Genomic DNA, 23,028 nt, shown 5'->3' on the forward strand with positions numbered 1-23,028 from the left:
GGAGGGCGAGGCCGGGCATGGGTCCCCCAGTTACTTCGGTGCGACTACTTCGGTACGACGAGGGTGCCGTTGTTGATGATCACGGAGGTGCCGGCGAGGCGGATGCTCGCCAGCCCGGGGCCGCAGGACAGTTCGATGCCGGCCTCGCTGAGCTTGATGTACGGCCCGGCGGCGCCGCGCAGTTGGAGCCGGATGCCGCCGGTCGGCTCGGTGGCGTCGGTGAGCAGCACGTAGTTGCCGGCCGGCGTGCTGAGCACGACCTGCGGCACCTCGGGCGGCACGAGCGCGGCGACCGGCGGCTGCTCGATCGTGCCGCCGCGCCAGAACCCGGTCCACACGGCCCGGTTGACGTCCCCGTCCTCGAACTTGATCCACACGCCGGACTGCACGGACGGGACGACGTGCATGCCGGCCGTCGCGTACTGCGGGACGGCCCAGATGCACGGGTCGTTGCCGAGCACGTCGTCGACCCGGACCATGATCCGGTTCTGTTGCAGGGGGTCGAAGTTGGAGACGACGACGCCCCGGTAGAGGTCGCGGAAGTCCGGCTGCTGGTTGGCGCTGCTCGCCGTCATGGTGCCACCCGGTCGGAGAAGGGGACGAAGCCGTCCCGGGCCAGACTGAAGCTCTGGGTGTACTCGCCGCGCTTGATGTCGTGGGTGACGCTGCTGACGTAGTACAGGCCGTCGTAGGCGAGGCCCGCGCCGCGGACGCCGACCAGGCCGCGGGCGGCGAGGACCCGGCCGTAGCGCAGCACGTCGAGCTTGCCCTGGCCGGTGACGGCGTCGGCCGCCTTGGAGGTGACGCTGACGGAGCGCAGCATCGCGTCGGTGATCGAGCGATCGGTGAGCTTGACGATCGGCTCCTCCCGGAGGGCGACGGCCGGGCGGGCGGCGAGCGGCGGCTTGAGGAGGCTGGGGCTGGGGATCGGGACGGAGATGCCGATCTTCGTGTTCGGCTCGGTGATCCGGACGGTGTACTGGGTGCGGGCCAGGCCGTCGAAGGTGAAGGACAGCTGCTCGACGTTGTCCGCCGCCCCGGAGTCGACGGTGAGCGCGGGCTGCGGGACGCCGACGCGGATCTCCGGCCCCCAGTAGGCGATGCTGGCGCCGGGGGCCGGGCCGGGCACGAGGTAGAAGGTGTACCCGACCTCCTCGCCGAGGCTGCGCAGGTACTCCAGGTCGGTGCTGGACTGGACGGGGATCTGGTCGAGCGGGTTGGGGACGGTCGGGATGACCGGCGGGATCGCGACCGGAACCACCCCGTACAGCGCGTACTTGAGCAGGACGAGGGTCGCCCGGACGTTGTGCGGCATGGCCGGGTAGCAGGCGTGCTCGGTGCGCAGGTCCATCAGGAGGGTGAGGTCCTCACCGGTGACGGTGAGGGTCGCGGTGCCGGGTGCGTCGCCGGGGCTGAGCTCGTGCCGGGTGATCACGCCGTCCATCAGCACCTCGGTGGAGCCGGCGACGATCGCCGCGATGACCACCCGGGCGGGCGGGTCGAGCAGTCCGGCGGGCAGCAGAACCTGGGTGATGACGGACTTCTTGCTGACGGCGAAGGCGAGTTGGAAGCCGCTGCGCGAGCCGGTGCTCGACGTCACCTGCACGGACTGCAGGGCGTCCATGAGGGGTTGGGGCGCGGGGGCGGTGATGATGTTGCCGATCCGCAGCAGGAGTTGGACACTTCTAGCCATTGAGCGCTCCCGGGACGAGCAGCGAGGCGGCGCCCGGTCCGGCCGTGGCGGGCAGGGTGATGCGCAACCGCCGTCCGGTGACGGCGAGTTCGTCCGGGTCGACGGCCCGGTTCGCGTCGGCGAGCTGCCAGGCGAGTTCGGCGTCGCCCAGTTCGGCGAAGGCGATCCGGTCCAGCCGCTCGCCCGCCGTGACGACGTGCTCGCGCAGCAGGGTCAGCTCCTCCGGGTGCGGCAGGAAGCGGCGCCGGACGTACGTCACCGTGCGCCCGTCCGGCAGGCGGTGGGTGGCGGTCGGCAGGGACCGGTAGCGGCTGGTGAGGGCGAACATGGGCTTCCTCTCGGCAAGTCACGGCGAGTCTCGGCGGGTTGGTCAGACGCGCGGGGTGCCGACGTCGGAGATCGGGTTGCGGACGGCCTGGGCGAAGCCCTCCTTGCGGCCCTGGTAGGTCAGGTAGAGCACCCCGCCGTGGTGCTGGTGCCCGAGGTCGTCCACGGTGAGCACCCGCACACTGACGCCGACCTTCGCCCGGACCGGGTTGAGGGCCTGGTCGAAGAACTCCTCGGTGACGGTGAACTCGGTGATCCGCACCGGCACCACCCGCCTGGGGCCGAGGACGAGGACCAGCAGCGGCGACTCCATCGGCGCCACCTCGATCTGCCCGTTGCGCGCCAGGGCGTCCTCGTGCCGCAGCTGCTGCACGGTCGGGTACATGCTCAACTCCAGGGCGGAGAGCACCGGGTGGAGCCCGTCGGGGTACTTCTCGGGTGCGTCGGTGGCATCGAACTCGGCGTCGAACCGGAACTGCTCCTGGGCCGGACCCTTGAGCCGCAGCACCTCCAGGCGGTCGCCGGGCTCGTTGCCGATGCCCTGCGGGGTGAGCGTGCGGGTGAGGGTGTCGGGGTTGTACTGGAACGGGATCGTGCGCAGTACGGTGCCCCGGTCGGGGTCGACGAGCACGAAGCCGCCGCGCACCGGGGTGAACGCCTCGGGGAACGCCGTCACTTGGTGACCTCCATCGGGTTCGTCTCCGTCGCTCGCATCAGAAGGACACCCCGGCTTCCAGGCCGATCCGGTACCAGCGCACCGGATCGGCCTCCAGGCGCGTCCCCGCGCCGACGTCCAGGCCGACGTCGATGGCGGTGCCGCCGCCGAACCGCGGGGTGTGGTAGCCCGCCCGCAGGCCGCCGCCGACGAACGGTGCCGCCGGGCGGTTGGTGCGCGCGCCGAACTCGGTGGCCGCCCCGAGTTCGCCGTACCCGCCGAGCTGGAACCCCTGATCCGCCGGACGGTAGCGGTAGCCGAGCCCGAAGCGGGCGCCGGCGAGGAAGGCGGAGGCGCTGCGGTAGTCCAGGGCGCTCAGCAGGGTCGCGTGGGCGCCGAGGAAGAACTGCCACTCGCGCGTGCGGTTGAGCTCCAGCCCGAGGTCGAGCCCGCCGGACACGGAGACGGCGCCGCCGCCGTAGGAGGCGTAGCCGGTGCCGAGGGAGATCCGGAACTCGGGGAGGACCGGGCGGCGGACCGGGCGCAGGACGGGATTGCACTGCGGCTGGCCGAGTTGGGTGAACACGGCGTGCAGGAAGACCGGGACGAAGGAGAAGTGCCGCTCGTGGAGGAGGAACCAGTTGCCGACGTCGAACTGGCTCGCCGAGAGCGACCAGTCGGTGCGGACGCGTTCGTCCCCCTTCTGCAGTGGGAAGTCCCGGCGCAGCTGCGCGTCGTCCTCGCGGTACTCGTCGGGGTGGCCCAGCACCATGTGGGTGGCCTCGTGCGCGAACGTCAGCCGGTCGGTGCTGCCCGAGAGCAGCAGCACCCGGCCGGCGCCGGGGGAGACGGAGGATCGGCCCCGGAGGTTGCTCACGACGATCGTGTAGTCCGGTGTCCCGCCGGTGACCCGGGTGACCTCGGCGACGATCGGGATCGGCGGACCGGCGCAGAGCCCCGTGCCGCCTTCGAGGACCACCTCGTACCAGCCGTTGAGCGCGCTGTTGCACGCGGTGATGTACTCGGTGGCGACCCGCTCCACCAGCGTCGGGTCGACGGTGGCCGGGGCGGTCTGGCCGGGGCTGACGAGCTTGCCCGCAGCCGTGATGTCGGCGGGCGTCGCGCCCCGGACGGCGACCTGGAGCGGCAGCGTCAGGCGGTGGTTCAGCGCGTCGTAGCGGACCCGGACGTGGCCGGTGTCCATGATCGGCACGTTGGCGGCCGGGTTGGCCCGGGCGCGGTCCGCGTCGGTCTGGTTGCGGTACTGGGTGCGGTCCACGCGGGCGTCGAAGACGAAGCCGTGGCTGGTGAGGCCGCCGGGTGCGATGGTGTCGACGATGACGGAGGTCCCGGTGGCCTGGCGGCGGATCACCCGGGCGGCGGGGGCCGCGGTGAAGGCGGCGGAATGGCCGGCCGTCACGCGGTCCGCGACCCGCTCGGCCTCGTGCTCGGCGGGGTCGTTGGCGGCGCCGACCGTGAGCGGCGAGGTGGCCACGGCCGGGCCGGCGGCGCTCTGCTGCACGACGTGCGTCAGTTCGTGGGCCAGCAGCCGCCGCCCCTCGGCGGTGCCCGGCGCGTACCGGCCGGCGGCGAACACGATGTCCTGCCCGACGGTGTAGGCCCGCGCGCCGACGGCTTGCGCCGAGGCGCCCGAAGCGGCGTCGGCATGCACGCGCACCTGGCTGAAGTCCCGGCCGAAGCGGGGCTCCAGCGCGGCGCGGGCACCGGAGTCGAGCGGGACGCCCGGGGTGCCGAGCACGTCGTGGACGGCCTGCGGCGCGTGCGCCGGGCCGGTGGAGGTGGCGAAGCGCCGCAGGTGGGTCTCGTCGGGCTCGCACGCGCAGCGGCGGAGGACGGGGCGCGGGGCGGGCGGTTCGGCCTGGGCGGTCATGGCTGCCTCCCCGGAGCGGGCAGGTGGCGGGTGAAGTACGCGTACAGGTGCGGGCGCAGGAGCCGCAGAGTGTCCGGGTCGGTGACGTGGAGGGAGAACGCCTCGGCGTAGAACTCGCGCCAGTCGTGGTCGGCGTACGCGGTGATCCGGGCGCCGCCGTCCTGCCCTGCGGCGGTGCGGAACTCGTTTGCCTCGCGGGCGGGCAGCGCGTCGGTGAGCGTGCCGCCCTGAAAGCGGGCGCCGGACTCGGCGCGGGCCGTGCGAAGGGCCACCCGGGCGTCCGCGGCGGTCTGCGCACCGCGCAGCACCGCCCAGTCGACCGCGTGCCCGAGCTCGTGCGCGATGAGCCGCTGGAACCCGTTCGCCGTCCGGTCCGGGCCCTGGAAGGCGCGGAGCGACGGCGGGCGGAAGGCGCTGTCGGCGACCGCGACGGTGTGGTCCGCGAGCTGGTACCGCGCTTCGTGGCCGGGGATCGTGGGCACCCGGGCGAAGGTGATTCCGTCGATCCGCGCGAGGAGCTCCTCGGGGACGACGGCCAGAGCACCGAGCAGCTGGGCGAACTGGCCGTCGTCCGTCCAGCTCGCGTCCCGGCGGAAGTGGTGCCGGGCGAACACGTCCGTGCCGCCGGGCCCCGGTGCGGCCGCGTCCCGTTCCGGGCCGAGGGTGGCCAGGTGTTCGACCAGCACCTCCCGCCCGGTGGGCCGCCCCCGCTCGTCCTGGTGCTGGACCTGGGTGAAGCGGTAGGTGCCCTTCCCGCCGACGTCGAGCCGCAGCGTAGTGCTGCGGTTGACGGCCAGCAGCGGCGGCCTGCCGGTGACCAGGAAGCGCGCCAGGTTGGCCAGGCCCGCCCGCTGTCCGGTCGGCACGCCGGGTGCGACGGTGACGGTCGTGTGCGCCGGCAGGTCGGGGATGACCGCGTTCGGGTCGAACACGTTCGCGAGCCCGTCGATGGTGAGGTCGCTGGTGTCCACCTGGACCCGGGCCCGCTCCGCCTGCGGAACGGCGTCCAGCAGCTCGTTGCGGCGCGGGTCCGGGCGCGCCGTGGGCCAGGCCCACGCATGGATCAGCTGTTGGTGCCGCAGGTACAACTCGTCGGCGGACGGCCCGGACGGCCCGGACGGCCCGGACGGCCCGGACGGCCCGGACGGCCCGGACGGCGTGGCGCCCGCAGCGGTGAGCAGGGCGCGGACGGCGTCCCGGTAGGCGGCGCGCAGGTCGGCGGTGAGCGCCTGGTCGCCGCCGAGCGCGGCGGTGATCGTGGTGGCCGCGTCGTCGCGGATCCGGAGGTAGGCCGTCAACCGCCCCGGGACAGCGCCGGGTTCGACCCGTACCAGCGGGCGCGGGCCGTGGGCGGCGTCCGGCAGGCCCGGTTGCCCGTGGAACTCGGCGGAGCCGCGCAGCCAGCCGATCGCCGACTCCACGTAGCTGCGCCGGTCGGTCTGCGGCGGGGTGACCACCTGCCCGGCCGGCTGGCGGGCGAGCCGGGGGCCGGTGGTGCGCTGTTCGACGACGTGGCCGAGCTCGTGGGCGAGCAGCCGCTCGCCGTGCTCGGTGTCCGGGGCGAAGCCGCCGGCGGCGAAGACGATGTCGTGGTCGACGGTGAAGGCCTGGGCGTCGATCGCGCGGGCCTCCCGGTCGGCTGCGGCGTCGGTGTGGACGCGGACCTCGCTGAAGTCCTGGCCGAAGGCCGCCCCCATCCGATCCGCGGCCTGCGCGGGAAGCGGGGCTCCGGCGGTCCCGGCCTTCTCCGGGGCGCGACCGGCGGGCCGGCGTTCGGGCAGGTGCTCAGTGCCCATCGCGCACCGCCCGGTAGACGGACGCGGCGAGGTCGCGGCCGGTCGTCGCCGCAGGGCCGACGCTGACCTCGGGGCCGCGCCGCAGGTGTGCCCGTCCCGGCCGCCAGTCCGCCGCCGGCGCCGATGCGAGCAGCCTGGCCAGCTCGGACCGCAGGGCGTCGGCGATCTCGCCGGGGTCCCCGTCGACACCGTCCAGGACCAGGTGGTCGATGTGCAGCTCGATGCTCGTCACGAGGAAGCCCCCTCCCAGCGGAAGTCCCGTTTGGTCATGGGGAGTTCGAGCTTCTCGAACTCGCTGCGGGCGGCCGCCAGCACGTGCGGCATGCCGATCGGTGTGCCCGCCGAGGCGGCGAGGAAGGCCGCGTTGACCGCGATGTTGCGGATCATGCCGCCGCTGGCCTGGAGCCGCGCGAGCCGGTCGAGATCGAGGTCGTCGCGCGGCGCGGCGGGCGGGAAGGCCTTCGCCCAGATCGTGCGGCGCAGCTCGGGGCCGGGGAACTCGAACTCGACGACGAACCGCAGCCGCCGCAGGAACGCCCCGTCCAGCGCCGAGCGCAGGTTGGTGGCCAGCACGGCCAGGCCCCGGTAGCCCTCCATGCGCTGGAGCAGGTAGTCGACCTCGATGTTGGCGTACCGGTCGTGCGCGTCGCGGACCTCGCTGCGCTTGCCGAACAGCGCGTCCGCCTCGTCGAAGAACAGCAGCGCGCCGCCGTCCTCGGCCGCGTCGAACAGGCGGCGCAGGTTCTTCTCCGTCTCGCCGATGTACTTGCTGACGACGGCGGACAGGTCGATCCGGTAGAGGTCGAGCCGCAGGTGGTGGGCGAGCACCTCGGCGGCCATCGTCTTGCCGGAGCCGCTCGGCCCGGCGAACAGGGCGCCCACGCCGAGCCCCCGGGTGATGCGCGCGCCGAAGCCCCAGGCCTCGTGGACGGTGGTGCGGTGCGCGACCTGGTCGGCGATCCGCTCCAGCGCCCGGCGGGCGTCCGCGGGCAGCACGATGTCGTCCCAGCTCACCTTCGGCTCCAGGCGCTGCGCGAGGGCGTCCAGCCGGGGCCGGGTGCGGATCCGGCAGGCCCGCCAGGCGCCGGCCGGGTCGCCGTCGGCGGTGGCGGCGGCCTCCCGGATGGCGGGCAGGGCCAGCCCGAACTGGGCGGCGAGCGCGTCCGCGTCCGGCCCCGGGCCGTAGAACTCCCGCCAGGCGCGGGCGCGTTCGGCCGGGGTGGGCGGCGCGACGTCGAGCAGCTGCGCGCCACCCTCCGGGTCGGGGCGGCCCTCCCGGACGGCGAGCAGCCGGGCGCCGCCGGTGCGGGCGAGGAACCGGCCGGGCAGGGGGTCGGCGGGGTCGGCGTCCTCGGCGTCGAGGTAGAGCGCGAGCGGCAGCAGCGCGGCCTCGCGCCGCCACAGCCGGGCCAGGTGGTCGAGTTCGGCCGGTTCGGCGGGCAGCAGCGCGGCGGGCAGTCGGCAGGCGAGCAGTCCGCGCTCCGCCGCCGCCCGGGCGGCGACCAGCCGCTTGCCGGGCCCGTCGGGGCCGACGAGCTGGACGACGGGTGCGCCGGGCCGCCGCCAGGCGCGGGCGAGCTCGTCGGCGACGGCCTGCTGGGAGGGCGGCAGGTCCGCCGGGGAGCCGGGGGTGAGGCGTTCGACCAGCGGGGCGAGTCGGTCGTCGAGGTCGTTCAGGCCCTTGACGTGGTGGACGATCCGCTCGTCGGCGCGCAGGGCGCTGCCGACCAGGCTCTGGCCGGGGTGCCGGGCGAGCTCGACCAGCCGCCAGTACCGCAGGCCGCCCTGCGGGGAGACCACCTCCCAGGCGGGGTCGGGGAGGGCGGTGAGGGCCAGGCCGAAGGTGGGGTAGGTCATGCGCTCGTCGCCGTGGGCGAGGGCGTACAGGCGGGTGATGGACGGGTCCAACTCGACGGCCACGCAGAGGAGGAGGGTGTCGCGCTCGAAGCGGGAGAGGCCGAGGCGGTCGGCGAGTTCGGCGAGGGGCGGGGTCGCCTCGGCTTCGGCTGCGCGTACGGCCTCGGTGGCATCGGTGATGTGACGATCAGTCACTTTCGATTCTCTGTTGGTAACTTGCGGCGGTGCCTCGGTTCGACGGAAGCCTCGGGGACGGGTGGCCGCGGGCTGCGGGGGCGTCGGACTCTCCGCGATCGCCCGTCGCAGCACCAGGCGCAGCCAGGCCAGCGACGCGGCGAGGAACCGGCCGTTGGCGGCCTCCCTCTGCTCGGTCATGTCACCGTCACCGCCTGGGTCGGGTCGAACACCGGCCGGGGGCCCGAGCGGTCGACCAGCAGGCTGTCCACGCCCGCCACCCGCAGCCGCACCAGGTGCCGGCCGGTGGCCGCGTGCGGCACCGTGAACCGGGGGTGGTCCGGCGGCCGGGGCGCGCCGTGACCGGGCAGGTCGGGCGGGATCGCGCGGCCGTCGAAGATCAGCAGCACCGGCTGGCCGGGCAGCGCGGCGGGGGAGTACCGCAGCTCGATCACCGCGCTGCCGTCGGTGGTCCGGGGCACCTGCGCGGGCAGGTGAGTGATCCGGGGTGCGACCGCGAGCGGGACCTCGTTGGTGACCGTCACGACCTGCCGGGACACCCCGCCCTCGGTGACCTGCCGGGTCAGGGCGAGCCCGGCCGACCAGAGCCCGGCCGGGGTCCCGGCGGGGACGGTGAACCGTGCCTCGCCATCGGTGAGCGACCCCGGCGCCAGCGGCACCACGACCGGGGCCGGCAGCATCGGATGGTTCAGCCGGGCCTCGGCGGACCGGGCCGTCAGGCCGCCGCCGCGCAGCACGACCCGATCGCCGGGCCGGACCGCGGGCTGCCCGTCCGGCGGCACGGCCCCGGCCAGGGCCGGCAGCCCGAGCGGCAGCCCGGCCTGCGCGGTTGGACCGCGGTCGTCCGGCCCCCGGCTGAGCACCGGCACCGGCGCGGCGGGCGGGCGGTGGCCGTCGATCAGCACCGCGCTCACCTCGTAGGCCACCGACATCCGGTACGGCGTCTGGAACGCCGTCCAGAGCGAGTAGATGTCCTTCTCTCCGAACGGCTGCCACGTGATCCTGATGCGGTCCAGCTGCTTGGCGACGTCGCTCTCGGGTGCGAACGCGGCCAGTTCGCTGCGCTGCAGCACCGGGTTGTCGTGCAGGACGCGGACGGCCCGGGCGAGCAGCCGGTGCGCGTCGAGGCCGGGGTCGCGCTTGACGAACGGCGTGACGAGGTAGTGCAGCACGAGCGGGAACGGCGGGCCGCCGCTCTCGCCCGGCGCCAGGTCGAGCCGGTCGGCGTTGCGCAGGGAGCCGTCGACGTCGGCCTGGAAGAGGTAGACGTTGACGAGCTTGTCCCGGGTGCCGTCGGCGAGTTCGTCGAGCGGCCGGGTGTCCACGCCCGCCCCGGGGACGTCGGCGAGGGCGTGGAGGATGAGGCCGCTGAGGGTCTTGGTGACGGCGGCGATCGCCTCCTCGTCGCTCATGCGCCGGCCTCGCTTTGCACGCGCCGTTCGATGGGTCGCTCGCTGTGCTCGCTCATCGGCCCTCCCCTTGCGCGCGGGTGCGGAGGTAGTCCTCCAGGCTCATCGAGGGCCGCCGCTCGGGCAGTTTGCGCGGCGGCGGCACGGGGGCCTCGCGCTGCGCCCGGACCTCGACGCGGCCGATGGTGATGTGCACGCTCGGCGCGGCGGCGCGCTCGCGCCGGGGTGTGGGCGGCGGGGTGGCGGGGTGCGGTGGGGCCGAGTGCTGTGCCCGGATGGGGTGGGAGGCGGCTGGCGTCGGCGCGTCCGTACCGGCCGGCTCGACGGGCGTGGCGTGCTCCTCCGGCACCTCGGGCAGGCCGGCCGTTCCGCCCGTCAGCGGCGGCAAGTCGTCCTCGGCGTACGGCCCCCGCCGGGGCTTCGGCAGGGCGACGGTCTCCTGCTGCCGTTCGGGCACAGGCTCTCCCGGCGTTCCGGCTCCCTCCTTCGCTACGGACTCCCGTCCCCGTAGGGCCGTCCCGTCCTGCACCGGACGCTCCGCCGGCGAGGCCTCGGCGCGAATCGGTGGCGCATCAGACGCCGCCCGACGTTCGGCCGCCCCAGCCGGGCCCGCCAGCTGCGGCACTTCGACGGCCCAGGACAGGCCGTCCGCTCCACCCGTCAGCGATGTCAACTCGCCTTCGGCGTACCGCATTCGCCCCCGCCGGGGCTCGAAGATCGACCCGATCAGCGGCCGGATCGGCGGTGCGCCCGCGTCGGTGTGGCCGAGCAGGCGGCTCACGAAATCGGTCATCCCGTCACCAACTCCAGGTAGAGCTGCCGCCGTTCGGGTCCGACGGCCAGCACCTCGGCCTCGGACCAGCCGTAGGCGGTCGCGAGGACGTGGACGTCGTGGAGCAACCGGCGTGCGTGGGCGTCGAGTTCGGCCCACAGGTAGGCGGCGGCATCGAACGGGGACGTCCAAGTGTGGCCGCAGTCCGGGCAGTCCAGGTCCAGGCGGATGTCCGCCTGGGGGTCGTGAGCGGCGAGGGCGCCGGCCAGCGTGTCCAGGACGGCCGCCGGGAGGTCTCCGGCGGCCACCGGCGCGCCGTCCGCGGTGGCCGAGGTGAGGACCCGTCCGAGCAGCGCCCGCCGGGCGGCGTCGCGGGGCGAGGATCCGACGGCGAGCAGGTCCCGGCTGGTGATCGGGCGGAAATCGACCTCGTAGCAGCCCAGTTGGATCCGATGCGAGCCACTGGCCGGTCCGGCGGTCACGTCGGCGGCGGTGAGCTCCAGTTCGAGTTCCGTGCGGCAGGACGGACACGTGACCGCGCACGGCAGCCCCGGCCCGAAGCAGCGTTCCCGCAGGGCGAGGACGAGCTCCTCGCGCCGGCCGACGGCGAGGTCCGCGACGGCCGACGGGTCGCCGCCGCCGGCCGCGGCGAGCACGAGGGCGCGGCGGACGGCGTCCTGGCCGCGCCCGGCCTCCCAGACGGCGAGCAGTCCCGCCTCGGTGAGCAGCCCCGCCTCGGTGAGCGGTCCAGCGTCGGTGTGCAGTCCCGCCTCGGTGAGCGCGCTCATCCGTCAGGCCGGGTCTTCGAAGCCGGACTCGACGGGCTCGGGCAGGTCCTCGCGGACCCAGCCCTCGTTCTCCAGCTTGATGTGCTGGATGGCGACGGCGTTGGCGTTGGCGTCGAGGTCGGAGAGCGGCTGGTACTCCGACACCCAGCAGTTGAACACCTGGTAGGAGAGCACCTTCTGGCCGGCCTCGTTGAAGACGTCGACGATGATGTCGCGGCGGAAGTCCTTGAGCGAGGACTCCAGCCCGCTACCGGAGTTGTGCAGGCTCCACACCCGGTTCGCCCACTGCTCGAAGACCTTGTCGCTGGTGACCCCGCGCTCCAGCATGATCGGGTCGTACTCGGTGCGCCCGGGGAGCTTGGTGCTGGTGGCCGGGTCGCCGCCGCTGCGGTGCTTGATCACCTCGGTGCTGCGCTTGAACCCGGTCACCTTGCTGACACCGGCGATGTAGTCGGTGCCGCCGCCGAACTTCACCCGGAAGCGGAAGTTCTTGTACGGGTCGCGGCGCTTGGTCCTGCTGTCGGCCATGACGTGCCTTTCCTCAGACCTGGATTTGGCTCAGACCTGGATATGGCTCAGACCTGGATCTGGCCGGCGAGTTGCTGGATGTGGATGATCACGAACTCGGCGGGCTTGAGCGGGGCGAAGCCGACCTGGATGTTGACGATCCCGCGATCGATGTCGTTCTGCGGGTTGTTGGTCGCGTCGCACACCACCTGGTACGCGTCCCCGGGGGTGCGGCCCTGGAAGGCGCCCTGGCGGAACAGGGTGTTCATGAACGCGCCGACGTTGATCCGGATCGAGGACCACAGCGGCTCGTCGTTCGGTTCGAAGACCACCCACTGGGTGCCCCGGAAGAGGCTCTCCTCGATGAACAGCGCGAGCCGCCGCACCGGTACGTACTTCCACTGGTCGGCCAGGACGTCGGCGCCGCGCAACGTGCGCGCGCCCCAGACGACGTTGCCGAACACCGGGCGCCGGCGCAGGCAGTTGACGCCGAGCGGGTTGAGGATGCCGTTCTCCGGGTCGGTCATCGGCACCTGCGGCGCGATGACGCCGTTGAGGCCCGCGTCCGTCCCCGCCGGGGCCTTCCACACGCCGCGGGCGACGTCCGTACGGGCCCACACGCCGGCGACGACCCCGCAGGGCGGGAAGTCGCGGACGAGGTTCTGCTGTTCGGTGTCGGCGATCAGGACGCGCGGGAAGTAGACCGCCGCGTTGCGGGCGACGTCGCCGGTGAGCGGTAGCCCGCTGCCGCCGGGCGCGGCGGCCCTGGCGACGTCCGCGACGCTGTGCCAGGCGTCGGGCGGGTCCACCAGGAGCATCGCCCGCCGGTCCAGGCAGAGCTTGGCGGCCTGGGTGAGGATCCCGGCCGGATGGGCGGTGTCGCCGACCTGGCCGGGCGGTCCCGGCAGGCACAGGATGTTGAAGATGTCGGTCTTCAGCAGTTGGTAGATGCCCTGCTTGCCGTCCTTGACCGGGGAGCTGTCGCCCAGGTAGTCGGCGCTGACCGGGGTGGCGGTGCCGTCCAGGCCGCCCTTGGAGTCGACGTACCAGTCCCCGTGGCCGGCGCCCTTGCCGTCGGGGAACGGATCCTGGCCGGCCGGGACGTCCGCGTTGCTCGCGAGCAGCCTGCCGTCCGCCGAGGCCGGGACGGTGACGAGCGCGGAGGCGGCCAGCGCGACGCTCAGCCGGTCGACGCTGCCGAGCGCTGTGCCGATGTTGAGGTAGCTCTCGGTGACGCCGGTGACCGTGTCGCGCAGGGTCAGGTTGAAGCTCTTCTGGTCGGCCGGGTTCGCCGCCTTGTCCCGGGTCTGGTAGTTGACCCGGGCGCGCAGGTGGTTGCCCCAGTCACCGGGGCTGACGGCGGTGAGGGTGACCGCGTCGGCTGCGGCGCCGGAGGCTGCGGCGAGGACGATCGTGGCGTACGCCGGGTACGTGGGCGCGTCCGTCAAGGCGTCGGCCGAGGCGTTGGCCGGCTTCACGGCGACGATGCGGACGATCTCCGCCTCCGCGCCCCCGTTCTGGAAGAACTGGTAGACCGCGTAGCTCATGTCACTGGCGGGGTCGAGGCCGCCGAACTCGCGCTCGTAGTCCGCCCAGCTGGTGATGTGCACCGGGTCCGTCACCGATCCGCGCGGCGCCGTGCCGACGAAGGCGGCGATTGAGGTCGGCACCCCGACGATGGTGCGCACCGCGCTCGGCAGCTCGTCGATGTAGACGCCCGGATAGGTGGGGCTGATGGGCATCGTGGCTCCCTTCGCAAGGGCTTCGCAAGGCCTTCGCAACGCCCGCAGTCAGTACCGCAAGTACCGCAGTACCGCCTACCGTCCGCACCGGCCATCACGGCGGCGTCACCGTCCATGCACACCGCTGAACGGCCGCCGTGACGCACCAGTGACGGTCCCGGAACCTTCGCACGGGGTCGAGCGCCTGGCCTGGGACGGTGCCGAGGTGCTCGAACGGTGCGAGAGGTCCGACGGCGGCCACCTGCGCAGGGACGCCCAGTGATCCCGTCCGTGCGCGGCCACTGCCGACTGCGGGAGAAGAACGCGGGCCGCACCGACCGGTCGGCGCGCTGGCCCGTAGCGCACTGAAGGACCGGATCGTGATCTTTCGGTACCATCTGGGCGGAAGGTCAAAAGCACCGCAGATGAGCCAAGTGCCGGTGAAAATACGACAGTTGGACATTGACCCTTCCGTCACCCTCCCGTCCCGTACACCCCGCACGCCGAACCAGGAGGCTCCCCATCGCGCCCGCCACCCCCGGCTCCACCCTCCCCCCGCTGCACCGGCTCCCCTTCACCCCCGCGCAGCCGCCCCGGCCGACCACCTGCCGGTCACCTGGTGACCGGATGCCGGAATGCCCAGCAGGCGTAGCCCGATTGTCGTACCGTCCACGGTTATGGATCACGCCTTCGCCACCACCTTCGCCCAGGAGTGGGCCGCCGCCTGGAACGCCCACGACCTGGAGCGCATCCTCGCCCACTTCACCGACGACGTCGTCTTCGCCTCCCCCCGGATCCTCGAAATCCTCGGCGACCCGTCCGGTGAGGTCCGCGGCAAGGAGGCCCTGCGCGCCTACTGGGCCAAGGGCCTCCAGCACCTCCCCGACCTGCACTTCACGATCGAGGACGTCCGCGCCTCCGTCGACACGCTGGTCATCAACTACCGCAACGAGCAAGGCCGCCCCGTCGCCGAGGTTCTGACCTTCCGCGACGATCTGGTCTGCCGCGGCCTCGGCGCCTACGGCCCCGAGGCCTGAGAGTCTCAGGGCCTCCCAGGGCCGGGCGCGGAGTGAACGGAGTGTTAAGCGGTCATTGGGATTTCGTCCCAGTCCGGTACGACCGCTCGGACACGATCCGCCGGCCGGTAAGGTGAGCCTCAGCGCCGTACGCCCCGACCGGGCCGCCATCACCGTCGAGGGCAGCACCTGCGGGGGCCTGTCCTCCCTGGAGTCCGACGATGTCCAACCACCCCGTCCGTTCCGGTCGTTCGCGGCGCCGGGTGGCCGCCGCGCTGGCGGTCTCCGCGGCGGCCGCGCTCGTGCTCTCCTCGTGCAGCTCGTCCTCGGACGACGGCGACACCTCCGAGCCGGACACCACCGAGTCGTCCTCCGGCCCGGCGCTGCCGCCGCCGTCGAGCGTGACGTTGCCGCCGGCGCACGCCGGGTTCGACTACCAGATCGCCGGGCCCTACCAGCCGCCCGCCGGGGTGACGGTGGTGAGCCGCGACCACGCCGTGGCCCCGGCCCCCGGCATGTACAACATCTGCTACGTCAACGCCTTCCAGGCCCAGTCCGGCGCCGAGAAGGAGTGGGACCCGGATCTGCTGCTGCGCGAGGCGAACGGCAAGATCGTCTACGACACGAACTGGAACGAGGCCGTCCTGGACATCCGGACGGACGCCAAGCGCCAGCGGGTGGCCCAGAAGGTGGACGCCTGGATCGACGAGTGCGCCGCGAAGGGCTACAACGCCGTCGAGCCGGACAACTACGACAGCTACACGCGCTCGGCCGGCCTGCTGACGGCGGCCGACGTCGAGGCGCTGGAGACCGTGATCGCCGCGCACGCGCACGAGAAGAAGCTGGCCATCGGCCAGAAGAACACGGTGGAGCTGGCGGGGGACCGCCAGAAGGTCGGTCTGGACTTCGCCGTCGCGGAGGAGTGCGGCGAGCAGGACGAGTGCAACGGCTACGTCGACGCGTTCGGGAACCTGGTGTACGTCATCGAGTACACCGAGAAGGGCCTGTCGAAGGCCTGCAAGGGCTGGGGCGACAAGCTGAGCATCGTGCGGCGCGACAGGAACGTCCAGCCCCAGGGCAAGTCCGGCCACCTGCGCCAGACCTGCTGACCGCGCCCGCGCCGGACGCCCCTCCGGCACGGGCCGGAGGGGCGTCGGGGGATGGGTCAGACGGCGGCGGCCTGCCGCCGGGACAACGCCTCGGAGGCCTTGGCCGTGGCGTAGAGCGAGAGGACCAGGGCCAGCGTGAGGGCGGCGCCCCCGGCGAAGACGGTGCCGGAGGAGACGGCCTTCGGGCTGCCGGCCTCGGTACGGGCCGAGCCGGAGATGAACGGCAGGACGGCGAGCACGGCGACCCCGAGGACCACCTCGCCCCAGACCACCGCGGGGAAGTGCCGCAGCGTCAGGTGCAGCAGTGAGGCGCTGTCGTCGGCCCGGCGAGCCCGGGCGATGCGGGGCATCAGCCAGAACTGGTTGAAGGCGCCGGCGGTGACGAGGGCGAGGACGAGCACGATCTTGACGAGCAGGGCGATGCCGTAGCCGGTGGTCCACAGCTGGGAGATCCCGCCGACGTGATTCCAGCTCAGCCAGAGGCCGGAGAGGACGACGACGGCGACGCAGACCATGGCGACGAGCCCGAAGCGGCGCCACAGGTCGGCCCAGAGCAGGCCGGCGCCGTCGCCGAGACGCTTGCGCGTGCCGGCCAGGACGGCCAGCAGGGCGAGGCCGCCGAGCCAGACGGTGCCGGAGACGATGTGGGCCTGGTCGAAGAGGATGTTCAGCCACTGATCGGTGGTGGCAGGGGCGGTGGCCGGGACGGCGGCGATCAGGGTGACCGCCAGTGAGAGCGGCAGCGCGATGAGGGCGATCCGGTCCACGTGACGTCGGGCGGCGGGCGCGAACAGGGCGATCAGGGCGGCGGCCGTCGCGACGAGGACCGCGTTCTGGACGAGGTAGATCGTGCCCTGGGCGATCCAGGCGCCCTTGGCGGCGGGCGCCCGCAGGAAGTCCCATATCCGGCCCGGGCCGAGGGCATCGCCGAACGGCATGCCCTTGCCGGCGCGGGCGACGCGGGCCGCGAGCTGGAAGTAGCCCGCGACCAGCAGGACCACGCCGGCCCAGCCGAGGCAGGCCGCCGATCGTCCACGGAGAACCGCGGTGTCCTCTGCCGTGCTCTCCGGCGCGCGGAGTGCCGGGCGGACAGTGGTGGCGTAGGTGACGGTGGCGCCGATGGCCCCGCTGAGGCCGAGGAAGTAGCCGGTCTTGGTGAGGATCCGCCAGAGCTGGGGCATGGCGTATCCGGCCGTGTTCGCGGCCAACAGGGCAGTGCTCATGAGGTAAGGCTAACCTAAATAGTGACGCCCCACCGCATCGGTCCCCCGGCGACCGGTCACCCCGGCGTAGAGCCATGGTGATCACTCCATGCAGGCCGGCTCCGGGGGCCAGGTGTCCGCGGCCAGCACGCCGGTGGCGTACGCGCGGGCGACCAGCGCCGTGCGGTTGGGGACGTGCCATCGCCGGGTGAGGCGGGTGAGGTGGTAGTTGACGCCGTCCGGGGTGAGGCCGATCTCCTTGGCGATCTGGGCCGTGGTGGCGCCCCGCGCGGCGGCAGCGAGGATGCGGGCCTCGGTCGGGCTCACCTCGGCGCGCGGTACGGCCGGCGGCGCGGCGGGTGCGGCGGCGGGCTCGTCGAGGGTGCGCAGCGAGAGCAGCAAGGTCGGGGTCTCCTCGGGGGTGTCGCTGGTCAGGGCGACGGTCATCTCGCCGTGCCGCTCGGCGCCGTCGCCGGTCGTCCAGGAGACCCGGGCCGCGAACTGCGAGCGCCGGTGCAGGCGGACGGCCTCGGCGAGCCCCTGGAGCGTGGCCCTGTCGTGGAGCGTGAAGAACTCCAGGATCTTGCGGTGGTGCAACTGCCCGGTCAGCAACCCGAACTCGGCGGCCATCGCGCGGTTGACGATCAGGATCCGGCCGCCGAACTCGCACACCGCGATCGGCACCGGGATGTGGTCGAGCAGGCGCAGCGTCCGATTGCGCCAGACGACGGCGCGGTCGTACCAGGTGGTCGCGCCGGGACCGCAGTCGGTCAGCTGCATGCCGGTTCCCCTCCAGGGCAGATCTGACGGTCGGTGGGCAAGGCTCTCGACGGTGCCGGTACTACACAATCATGTAGTCGCCGGGGGTGGGCACCATCCATCGCAGGTGCAGAGTGGAAAGCGTCGACATATCTCCTGCCACGGAAGGCGATTCACCCATGACCGACACCCTGGAACCCGTGCGGGCCGCCACTGCCACCGCCCCCCTGGAGGACACCGTCCCCCTGGTCGACATCTCCTCGGCGCCGCCGATCGCCGCCCCCGTGCTGCGCACCATCGAGCTGGCGCGGAAGTACGGCTCCGCCTTCGTCCAGCGTTTGCACGGGCGTGACCTCCTGATGGTCAGCGGCCTGGACCTGGTCACCGAGCTGGCCGACGAGGAGCGGTTCACCAAGTCGATCGGACCGGGCCTGGTGAACGTCCGCGAGTTCACCGGGGACGGCCTCTTCACGGCGTACAACGACGAGCCCAGCTGGGCCCGGGCGCACGACATCCTGATGCCCGCCTTCGCGCTCGGCTCGATGCGCACGTACCACCCGGTGATGCTGAAGGTGGCCCGCCGCCTGATCGACGCGTGGGACCGCAGTTCGGCCGCCGGGCTGCCCGTGGACGTGCCCGGCGACATGACCCGGATGACCCTGGACACCATCGGCCTGGCCGGTTTCGGCTTCGACTTCGGCTCGTTCGAGCGGGACGAGCCGCATCCCTTCGTCGAGGCGATGGTCAACTGCCTGGAGTGGGCGATGACGAAGATCATCCGCTCGCCGGAGCTCGACCACAGCGAGCGCGACGCGGCGTTCCGGGCGGACGCCGACTACCTGGCCGCGGTGGTGGACGAGGTGATCGCCACCCGCGCCGGGAGCCCCGAGGAGGGTCCGGCCGAGGACCTGCTCGGCCTGATGCTCGGCGCCGTGCACCCCGGTGACGGCAGCAGACTGGACACCGAGAACATCCGCAACCAGGTGATCACCTTCCTGATCGCCGGCCACGAGACCACCTCGGGCGCGCTGTCCTTCGCGCTGTACTACCTGGCCAAGCACCCGGCCGTGCTCCGCGAGGTGCAGCGGGAGGTGGACGCGCTCTGGGGGGACCAGGCCGACCCGGAGCCGTCGTACGAGGACGTCGGACGGCTGCGCTACACCCGGCAGGTGCTCAACGAGGCGCTGCGGCTGTGGCCGACGGCCCCCGCGTTCGGCCGCGAGGCGCGCGAGGACACCCTGCTCGGCGGCCGGATCCCGCTCCGCGCCGGGCAGACCGTCATGGTGGCGACCACGATGCTGCACCGCGACCCGGCCTGGGGCGACAACCCCGAGCTGTTCGACCCGTCCCGCTTCGACCCGGAGGTCGAGGCGGTCCGCTCGCCGCACGCCTTCAAGCCCTTCGGCACCGGCGAACGCGCCTGCATCGGACGGCAGTTCGCGCTGCACGAGGCGACGATGCTGCTCGGCATGCTGGTCCACCGCTACCGGCTGATCGACCACGCCGACTACCAACTGACGATCAAGCAGACGCTCACGATCAAGCCGGACGAGTTCACCCTCGCCCTCGCCCCGCGCACGCCTGTACCCCCGGCCGCCACCGAGGCGCCGGGCCGTGCCGCCGCCCGTGCCGCCGAACTGCCCGGGCGGGTCCGCCAGGGCGCCGGGGTGCTGTTCCTGCACGGCTCCAACTACGGCGCCTCCCGCGACTTCACCCGGCAGCTGGCCGAGACGGCGGCCGAACTCGGCTGCGACACCGCCGTCGCCCCGCTGGACGCCTACGCGGGCGGGCTGCCCACCGACCGTCCCGTGGTGATCACCGCCGCCTCCTACAACGGGCAGCCGACGGACGACGCAGCGGCCTTCGTCCGGTGGCTCCAGGAGGCCGAGGAGGGGGCCGCCGGCGGCGTGGACTTCGCGGTGCTCGGCATCGGCGACCGGACGTACGCCGCCACCTACCAGCGCATCCCGACCCTGATCGACGAGCGGCTCGCCGCCCTCGGCGGCACCCGGCTGCTCGCCCCCGGCGAGGCCGACGCCTCGGGCGATCTGGCGGGCGGGGTCCGGGCGTTCACGACGGCGCTGCGCACTCTGCTGCTGGAGCGGTACGGCGACACGGACGCCCCCGCCGCCGCGTCCGGGCAGCCGGAGGCGGCGTACACGGTGACCGAGGTGGTCGGCGGGCCGCTGGACGCCCTGGCCGCGCGGCACGGCATGACCGCGCTGACGGTGACGGCGGTCGGCAGCCTCACCGACCCGGCGTACCCGCGGGTGAAGCGGCTGGTGCGGCTCGCCCTGCCCGACGGGGTCGACTACCGCACCGCCGACCACCTCACCGTGCTGCCGGCCAACGACCCGGCCCTCGTCGAGCGGGCCGCGAAGCTGTTCGGCGCGGACGCCGACACCGTGCTCTCCGTCGTGTCGCACCGGCGCAACGGCCTCGCCGTGGACCGGCCGCTGACGGTGCGCGAACTCCTCACCCACCACGTCGAGTTGCAGGACCGCCCGACTGCCGGGCAGCGGGCCGCGCTGGCCGCCCTCAACCCGTGCCCGCCCGAGCAGGCCGCGCTGCGGGCCCTGCCGGACGACGACCCGCGCACGCTGCTCGACCTGATCGAGGACCACCCGGCCCTGCGGGAGGCCCTGACCTGGCCGGTGCTGCTGGAGCTGCTGCCGCCGATCCGGCCGCGGCACTACTCGATCTCGTCCTCGCCCAGCGGAGACCCCGCGCACGTCGACCTGATGGTCTCCGTGCTCAGCGCCCCCGCCCGTTCGGGCCGGGGCACCTTCCGGGGCACCGGCTCGGGTTACCTCGCCCGGGTCGCGGAGGGGGACACCGTGCTGGCGCGGGTGCAGCCGTGCCGGGAGGCGTTCCGGATCGACCACCGCGCCACCCCGGTGATCATGATCGCGGCCGGGACGGGCCTGGCCCCGTTCCGCGGCGCGGTCGCCGACCGGTGCACGCTGCGTCGTGACGCGGTGGAACTCGCCCCGGCCCTGCTCTACTTCGGCTGCGACGCGCCCGACGCCGACTACCTCCACCACGACGAGCTGCACGCGGCCGAGCAGGCGGGCGCCGTCTCGATGCGGCCCGCCTTCAGCGAGGCGCCGGTCGAGGGCCGGCGCTTCGTCCAGGACCGCATCGCGGCCGAGGGCGCGGAGGTCTGGGAGCTGCTGGACGCCGGGGGAGAGGTGTACGTCTGCGGCGACGGTGCCCGCATGGCCCCGGGCGTCCGCGCCGCATTCCGCTCGCTCTACCTGCACCACACCCCCGGCGTCGACGAGCAGCAGGCCCAGGCCTGGCTGCAGAGCCTGATCGAGGCCGGCCGCTACGTCGAGGACGTCTACGCGGCTCGCTGAGTCCCGGTTCCTGGAGCAGGAAGTCGGCCAGGCCGACTTCCTGCTCCGGCCGTTCACGGCTGGAAGCCCGCCCACCCCGTCCTGGGGGACGCATGGCAGAGGTGACCCCCTAGACTCGCCCCCGGCCGCACGGGGGTGCGGCTTCACCCCAGCACGCCGAGTGAAGGAGCGTCCGGCCGCCATGGCTGACGAGATCACCGTCGAGGCCCGGCCGAACCCGGACGCGGTCCCCACGGCCCCCGCGGGCCGCGCCCGCCTCCGGGGCGGCTCGCTCGGCGCGCTGGTCGCCGGAATGCTGGCCGTGCTGGTCGGACGCCGCTTCCTGGACGGCTGGACGGGCCCGGCGTGGCTGGAGGCGTGGGGGGCGGTCTTCGTCGCCGTCTGCGTGCAGGCGCTGCCCTTCCTGTTGCTCGGTGTGGTGCTGTCGGCCGCGATCGCCGCGTTCGTCCCGGCCCGGCTGCTGGAGCGGGCGCTGCCGCGGAACCCGCTGCTCGCCGTGCCGATCGCCGGCGCGGCCGGGGTGGTGCTGCCCGGCTGCGAGTGCGCCTCCGTGCCGGTGGCCGGGCGGTTGATCGCGCGCGGGGTGGCTCCGGCGGCCGCGCTGGCCTTCCTGCTCTCCTCACCCGCCATCAACCCGGTGGTCCTGGTGGCCACCGCCGTCGCCTTCCGCGGGCAGCCCGAGCTGGTGGCCGCACGCTTTCTCGCCTCCCTCGCCACCGCCGTGGTGATGGGGCTGCTCTGGTCACGGTTCGGCCGGCCCGAGTGGCTGAGGCCCCGGGTACCGTCGGACGGCCCGACCGGCCGGGCGGCCTTCCGCGCCTCGCTGGAACACGACTTCCTGCACGCCGGCGGCTTCCTGGTGATCGGCGGGATGACGGCGGCCACCCTCAACGTCGCCGTGCCGCGCGGGCTGCTCAAGGACCTGGCCGGGCTGCCCGGCGTCTCGGTCCTGGTGCTGGCCGTGCTGGCGGTCCTGCTCGCGGTCTGCTCGGAGGCGGACGCCTTCGTCGCGGCCGGACTCAGCGGCTTCTCCACCACCGCCAAGCTGGCGTTCATGGTCGTCGGGCCGATGGTGGACGCCAAGCTGATCGCCCTTCAGGCCGGCACCTTCGGACGGGCCTTCGCCTGGCGCTTCTCCGCCGCCACGTTCGCCGTCGCCGTGACGGCGGCGGCCCTGACCGGCTGGTGGCTGCTGTGAGCCGCGAGGTCCGCGCGCTGCTGCACATCCTGGTCGGTGCGGCGGTGCTGCACATCTCGCTCTTCAGCGAGCTCTATCTGCGGTACGTGCGCAGGGGCCTGCGGCCGTACCTGATCGCGAGCGGCGCGCTGCTCGTCGTGGTCGGCCTGGTCGGCGCGGCCGTCGCGGCTCGTGAACTGCTGCGGCCCACCGACGACGGGCACAGCGGGCACGACGCCCACCACGGGCACAGCCACGGCACGCCCCGCACCGCCTGGCTCCTGCTCCTGCCCGTCCTCGCGATCTACCTGCTCCAGCCCCAGGCGCTCGGCGCCTACACCGCGCAGCACTCGGACAGCACCACCGTCAGGCCCGCAGCGGCGACGGGCGGCTTCGCACCGCTGCCCGCGACCGGCCCGGTCCCCATGCGGCTCGCCGACTTCGACGCCCGCGCCGTCTGGGACACCGGTGGTTCGCTCAAGGGCCGGCAGGTCGTCCTCACCGGCTTCGCCACCCCCGCCGCCGGCGCAGGGGGCTGGTACCTCACCCGGCTGACCATCACCTGCTGCGCCGCCGACGCGCTGACCAGCAAGGTCGAGATCCGCGGCGGCGACGCACCGCCCAAGGGCGCCTGGGTCGAGGTGACCGGGCACTGGCAGCCGGACGGGCGGACCGGCCAGGACAGCGCCGTCCCCGTCCTGACGGCGGACCGGGTCCGCGGGATCACCGAACCGGGCGATCCGTATGAGTGAGCCCCCTTTGATCGAGCACCCGTTGAGCGAGCACCCGTCAGCC

General features: G+C 73.6%; 20 protein-coding genes. 5 read left to right on the plus strand and 15 right to left on the minus strand.

Features of this window, described 5'->3' with window-relative positions; genetic code table 11:
* Window positions 1–44: 44 nt before the first annotated feature.
* From KV557_RS06520 to KV557_RS06580, 13 genes are read right to left on the minus strand one after another with little or no spacing between them, the layout of a single operon-like run.
* Window positions 45–575: a phage baseplate assembly protein V gene (locus KV557_RS06520; protein WP_218198769.1), complete on the minus strand. Its 531-nt coding sequence runs from the start codon at window positions 573–575 to the stop codon at window positions 45–47.
* On the minus strand, window positions 572–1,693 hold the full coding sequence (locus KV557_RS06525) for a hypothetical protein (RefSeq protein ID WP_218198770.1): 1,122 nt from the start codon (window positions 1,691–1,693) through the stop codon (window positions 572–574). Before KV557_RS06525 ends, KV557_RS06520 begins: the two co-directional genes overlap by 4 nt.
* Window positions 1,686–2,021, minus strand: a complete 336-nt coding sequence (locus KV557_RS06530; RefSeq protein ID WP_218198771.1) for a hypothetical protein — start codon at window positions 2,019–2,021, stop codon at window positions 1,686–1,688. Before KV557_RS06530 ends, KV557_RS06525 begins: the two co-directional genes overlap by 8 nt.
* A gap of 42 nt (window positions 2,022–2,063) precedes the next feature.
* The gene (locus KV557_RS06535; RefSeq protein ID WP_218198772.1) at window positions 2,064–2,696 is read right to left on the minus strand and encodes a hypothetical protein; all 633 of its coding nucleotides are present in this window, start codon (window positions 2,694–2,696) and stop codon (window positions 2,064–2,066) included.
* A 37-nt stretch (window positions 2,697–2,733) separates the two neighbouring features.
* A complete protein-coding gene (locus KV557_RS42275) occupies window positions 2,734–4,566 on the minus strand; it encodes an eCIS core domain-containing protein (RefSeq protein WP_256177011.1) in 1,833 nt (610 codons plus the stop codon).
* Window positions 4,563–6,362, minus strand: coding sequence for an eCIS core domain-containing protein (locus tag KV557_RS06545; protein WP_218198773.1), 1,800 nt, complete (start codon window positions 6,360–6,362; stop codon window positions 4,563–4,565). Before KV557_RS06545 ends, KV557_RS42275 begins: the two co-directional genes overlap by 4 nt.
* On the minus strand, window positions 6,352–6,594 hold the full coding sequence (locus KV557_RS06550) for a hypothetical protein (protein ID WP_218198774.1): 243 nt from the start codon (window positions 6,592–6,594) through the stop codon (window positions 6,352–6,354). The genes KV557_RS06545 and KV557_RS06550 overlap by 11 nt, the downstream gene beginning before the upstream one ends.
* Complete coding sequence (locus KV557_RS06555) at window positions 6,591–8,594, minus strand: ATP-binding protein (RefSeq protein ID WP_256177012.1); 2,004 nt, start codon at window positions 8,592–8,594, stop codon at window positions 6,591–6,593. Before KV557_RS06555 ends, KV557_RS06550 begins: the two co-directional genes overlap by 4 nt.
* The gene (locus tag KV557_RS06560) at window positions 8,591–9,826 is read right to left on the minus strand and encodes a DUF4255 domain-containing protein (protein WP_218198775.1); all 1,236 of its coding nucleotides are present in this window, start codon (window positions 9,824–9,826) and stop codon (window positions 8,591–8,593) included. Before KV557_RS06560 ends, KV557_RS06555 begins: the two co-directional genes overlap by 4 nt.
* A gap of 52 nt (window positions 9,827–9,878) precedes the next feature.
* The gene (locus KV557_RS06565; protein ID WP_218198776.1) at window positions 9,879–10,616 is read right to left on the minus strand and encodes a hypothetical protein; all 738 of its coding nucleotides are present in this window, start codon (window positions 10,614–10,616) and stop codon (window positions 9,879–9,881) included.
* Window positions 10,613–11,383 carry a hypothetical protein gene (locus KV557_RS06570; RefSeq protein WP_218198777.1) on the minus strand — a complete coding sequence of 257 codons (771 nt, stop codon included), beginning with the start codon at window positions 11,381–11,383 and terminating at the stop codon, window positions 10,613–10,615. The genes KV557_RS06565 and KV557_RS06570 overlap by 4 nt, the downstream gene beginning before the upstream one ends.
* Before the next feature lie 3 nt (window positions 11,384–11,386).
* Window positions 11,387–11,911 (minus strand): phage tail protein, encoded by a 525-nt coding sequence (locus tag KV557_RS06575; protein WP_218198778.1) that lies wholly within the window; start codon window positions 11,909–11,911, stop codon window positions 11,387–11,389.
* A gap of 47 nt (window positions 11,912–11,958) precedes the next feature.
* Entirely contained in the window at window positions 11,959–13,632 is a 1,674-nt protein-coding gene (locus tag KV557_RS06580) for a phage tail sheath family protein (protein WP_218198779.1), read from the minus strand.
* Between the two features lie 656 nt (window positions 13,633–14,288).
* Between KV557_RS06580 and KV557_RS06585 the strand changes: the two genes are divergently transcribed.
* Together KV557_RS06585 and KV557_RS06590 are read left to right on the plus strand one after the other, a co-directional pair.
* Entirely contained in the window at window positions 14,289–14,648 is a 360-nt protein-coding gene (locus KV557_RS06585; protein ID WP_218198780.1) for a nuclear transport factor 2 family protein, read from the plus strand.
* 200 nt (window positions 14,649–14,848) lie between these two features.
* A complete protein-coding gene (locus KV557_RS06590; RefSeq protein ID WP_218198781.1) occupies window positions 14,849–15,736 on the plus strand; it encodes an endo alpha-1,4 polygalactosaminidase in 888 nt (295 codons plus the stop codon).
* Between the two features lie 56 nt (window positions 15,737–15,792).
* On the opposite strand, the gene KV557_RS06595 is transcribed toward KV557_RS06590, so the two are convergent.
* Both KV557_RS06595 and KV557_RS06600 read right to left on the minus strand, forming a co-directional pair.
* On the minus strand, window positions 15,793–16,959 hold the full coding sequence (locus tag KV557_RS06595; RefSeq protein ID WP_218198782.1) for a CopD family protein: 1,167 nt from the start codon (window positions 16,957–16,959) through the stop codon (window positions 15,793–15,795).
* An 81-nt stretch (window positions 16,960–17,040) separates the two neighbouring features.
* Window positions 17,041–17,718 (minus strand): LuxR C-terminal-related transcriptional regulator, encoded by a 678-nt coding sequence (locus KV557_RS06600; RefSeq protein ID WP_218198783.1) that lies wholly within the window; start codon window positions 17,716–17,718, stop codon window positions 17,041–17,043.
* Between the two features lie 158 nt (window positions 17,719–17,876).
* Here KV557_RS06600 and KV557_RS06605 point away from each other — a divergent pair, with 158 nt between their 5' ends.
* The 3 genes from KV557_RS06605 (at window position 17,877) to KV557_RS06615 (ending at window position 22,985) form a co-directional block, all read left to right on the plus strand.
* Window positions 17,877–21,056 carry a bifunctional cytochrome P450/NADPH--P450 reductase gene (locus tag KV557_RS06605; protein WP_218198784.1) on the plus strand — a complete coding sequence of 1,060 codons (3,180 nt, stop codon included), beginning with the start codon at window positions 17,877–17,879 and terminating at the stop codon, window positions 21,054–21,056.
* A gap of 181 nt (window positions 21,057–21,237) precedes the next feature.
* The gene (locus KV557_RS06610) at window positions 21,238–22,254 is read left to right on the plus strand and encodes a permease (protein WP_218198785.1); all 1,017 of its coding nucleotides are present in this window, start codon (window positions 21,238–21,240) and stop codon (window positions 22,252–22,254) included.
* A complete protein-coding gene (locus tag KV557_RS06615; protein ID WP_218198786.1) occupies window positions 22,251–22,985 on the plus strand; it encodes a TIGR03943 family putative permease subunit in 735 nt (244 codons plus the stop codon). The genes KV557_RS06610 and KV557_RS06615 overlap by 4 nt, the downstream gene beginning before the upstream one ends.
* Window positions 22,986–23,028 lie beyond the last annotated feature (43 nt).

The sequence above is a fragment of the Kitasatospora aureofaciens genome (assembly GCF_019192735.1).
GTDB classification, from domain to species: Bacteria; Actinomycetota; Actinomycetes; order Streptomycetales; family Streptomycetaceae; genus Kitasatospora; species Kitasatospora aureofaciens_A.

What these genes read in the sequence shown, in the direction of transcription:
- KV557_RS06520 (WP_218198769.1), bottom strand. Translation starts at nt 575, where the DNA reads ATGACGGCGAGCAGCGCCAACCAGCAGCCGGACTTCCGCGACCTCTAC.
- KV557_RS06525 (WP_218198770.1), bottom strand. Translation starts at nt 1,693, where the DNA reads ATGGCTAGAAGTGTCCAACTCCTGCTGCGGATCGGCAACATCATCACC.
- KV557_RS06530 (WP_218198771.1), bottom strand. Translation starts at nt 2,021, where the DNA reads ATGTTCGCCCTCACCAGCCGCTACCGGTCCCTGCCGACCGCCACCCAC.
- KV557_RS42275 (WP_256177011.1), bottom strand. Translation starts at nt 4,566, where the DNA reads ATGACCGCCCAGGCCGAACCGCCCGCCCCGCGCCCCGTCCTCCGCCGC.
- KV557_RS06545 (WP_218198773.1), bottom strand. Translation starts at nt 6,362, where the DNA reads ATGGGCACTGAGCACCTGCCCGAACGCCGGCCCGCCGGTCGCGCCCCG.
- KV557_RS06555 (WP_256177012.1), bottom strand. Translation starts at nt 8,594, where the DNA reads ATGACCGAGCAGAGGGAGGCCGCCAACGGCCGGTTCCTCGCCGCGTCG.
- KV557_RS06560 (WP_218198775.1), bottom strand. Translation starts at nt 9,826, where the DNA reads ATGAGCGACGAGGAGGCGATCGCCGCCGTCACCAAGACCCTCAGCGGC.
- KV557_RS06565 (WP_218198776.1), bottom strand. Translation starts at nt 10,616, where the DNA reads ATGACCGATTTCGTGAGCCGCCTGCTCGGCCACACCGACGCGGGCGCA.
- KV557_RS06570 (WP_218198777.1), bottom strand. Translation starts at nt 11,383, where the DNA reads ATGAGCGCGCTCACCGAGGCGGGACTGCACACCGACGCTGGACCGCTC.
- KV557_RS06575 (WP_218198778.1), bottom strand. Translation starts at nt 11,911, where the DNA reads ATGGCCGACAGCAGGACCAAGCGCCGCGACCCGTACAAGAACTTCCGC.
- KV557_RS06580 (WP_218198779.1), bottom strand. Translation starts at nt 13,632, where the DNA reads ATGCCCATCAGCCCCACCTATCCGGGCGTCTACATCGACGAGCTGCCG.
- KV557_RS06585 (WP_218198780.1), top strand. Translation starts at nt 14,289, where the DNA reads ATGGATCACGCCTTCGCCACCACCTTCGCCCAGGAGTGGGCCGCCGCC.
- KV557_RS06590 (WP_218198781.1), top strand. Translation starts at nt 14,849, where the DNA reads ATGTCCAACCACCCCGTCCGTTCCGGTCGTTCGCGGCGCCGGGTGGCC.
- KV557_RS06595 (WP_218198782.1), bottom strand. Translation starts at nt 16,959, where the DNA reads ATGAGCACTGCCCTGTTGGCCGCGAACACGGCCGGATACGCCATGCCC.
- KV557_RS06600 (WP_218198783.1), bottom strand. Translation starts at nt 17,718, where the DNA reads ATGCAGCTGACCGACTGCGGTCCCGGCGCGACCACCTGGTACGACCGC.
- KV557_RS06605 (WP_218198784.1), top strand. Translation starts at nt 17,877, where the DNA reads ATGACCGACACCCTGGAACCCGTGCGGGCCGCCACTGCCACCGCCCCC.
- KV557_RS06610 (WP_218198785.1), top strand. Translation starts at nt 21,238, where the DNA reads ATGGCTGACGAGATCACCGTCGAGGCCCGGCCGAACCCGGACGCGGTC.